Source organism: Microbacterium sp. NPDC077184, from assembly GCF_040687055.1.
Taxonomy (GTDB): domain Bacteria; phylum Actinomycetota; class Actinomycetes; order Actinomycetales; family Microbacteriaceae; genus Microbacterium.
Genome location: NZ_JBFBMM010000013.1, coordinates 1 through 1,934, shown reverse-complemented (window position 1 = coordinate 1,934; position 1,934 = coordinate 1). Strand labels below are relative to the sequence as shown.

Annotated in this window: 1 rRNA gene; it reads right to left on the bottom strand. The window is 55.1% G+C overall.

Annotation, left to right across the window (positions count from 1 at the left end):
* Window positions 1-207: 207 nt before the first annotated feature.
* Window positions 208-1,729: ribosomal RNA gene (locus AB0O93_RS16100) — 16S ribosomal RNA — on the bottom strand.
* Between the last annotated feature and the right edge of the window lie 205 nt (window positions 1,730-1,934).

Sequence of the window (1,934 nt, the reverse complement as noted above, 5' to 3'; positions counted from 1 at the left end):
GAAATCAGGCTCTCACCCGGTCCCTCAGGACCCAACAGCGTGCATGCGCCGAACCAATCCCCCCCAGCGTTCCCAGCCCGAAAGCCGTACTAACCAGAGAATCAATCCTCGACACCAAGTCAAATGTTCCACCCATGAGCTAACCAGCAGAACACATTCGGTCCTGATCTGGCGCCTGGACACCCGAAAGTGCCAGAAGCTCCTTAGAAAGGAGGTGATCCAGCCGCACCTTCCGGTACGGCTACCTTGTTACGACTTAGTCCTAATTACCGATCCCACCTTCGACGGCTCCCTCCACAAGGGTTGGGCCACCGGCTTCAGGTGTTACCGACTTTCATGACTTGACGGGCGGTGTGTACAAGACCCGGGAACGTATTCACCGCAGCGTTGCTGATCTGCGATTACTAGCGACTCCGACTTCATGAGGTCGAGTTGCAGACCTCAATCCGAACTGGGACCGGCTTTTTGGGATTCGCTCCACCTCGCGGTATTGCAGCCCTTTGTACCGGCCATTGTAGCATGCGTGAAGCCCAAGACATAAGGGGCATGATGATTTGACGTCATCCCCACCTTCCTCCGAGTTGACCCCGGCAGTATCCCATGAGTTCCCACCATTACGTGCTGGCAACATAGAACGAGGGTTGCGCTCGTTGCGGGACTTAACCCAACATCTCACGACACGAGCTGACGACAACCATGCACCACCTGTTCACGAGTGTCCAAAGAGTTCTACATTTCTGCAGCGTTCTCGTGTATGTCAAGCCTTGGTAAGGTTCTTCGCGTTGCATCGAATTAATCCGCATGCTCCGCCGCTTGTGCGGGTCCCCGTCAATTCCTTTGAGTTTTAGCCTTGCGGCCGTACTCCCCAGGCGGGGAACTTAATGCGTTAGCTGCGTCACGGAATCCGTGGAATGGACCCCACAACTAGTTCCCAACGTTTACGGGGTGGACTACCAGGGTATCTAAGCCTGTTTGCTCCCCACCCTTTCGCTCCTCAGCGTCAGTTACGGCCCAGAGATCTGCCTTCGCCATCGGTGTTCCTCCTGATATCTGCGCATTCCACCGCTACACCAGGAATTCCAATCTCCCCTACCGCACTCTAGTCTGCCCGTACCCACTGCAGGCCCGAGGTTGAGCCTCGGGTTTTCACAGCAGACGCGACAAACCGCCTACGAGCTCTTTACGCCCAATAATTCCGGATAACGCTTGCGCCCTACGTATTACCGCGGCTGCTGGCACGTAGTTAGCCGGCGCTTTTTCTGCAGGTACCGTCACTTTCGCTTCTTCCCTGCTAAAAGAGGTTTACAACCCGAAGGCCGTCATCCCTCACGCGGCGTTGCTGCATCAGGCTTCCGCCCATTGTGCAATATTCCCCACTGCTGCCTCCCGTAGGAGTCTGGGCCGTGTCTCAGTCCCAGTGTGGCCGGTCACCCTCTCAGGCCGGCTACCCGTCGACGCCTTGGTGAGCCATTACCTCACCAACAAGCTGATAGGCCGCGAGCCCATCCCAAACCGAAAAATCTTTCCAACCACGAAGATGCCTCCGCAGCTCATATCCAGTATTAGACGCCGTTTCCAGCGCTTATCCCAGAGTTCAGGGCAGGTTGCTCACGTGTTACTCACCCGTTCGCCACTGATCCACCAAGCAAGCTTGGCTTCACCGTTCGACTTGCATGTGTTAAGCACGCCGCCAGCGTTCATCCTGAGCCAGGATCAAACTCTCCGTAAAAGAAAAAAACCAACCCAACCGGAATAAGGCCGAGTCAGCGAGTTCAATCTGACCAAACAGGAAGTCAAAACTGACTATCCAGATGCCAACCCCTCCAAAAAGAGATTGGACTTTGATCCAAAGGAATTCTCACCAGTCCGAAGACCGACGAGGAAAATTTGGCATTTGACAAGTGCACGCTGTTGAGTTCTCAAGGATCGGATGC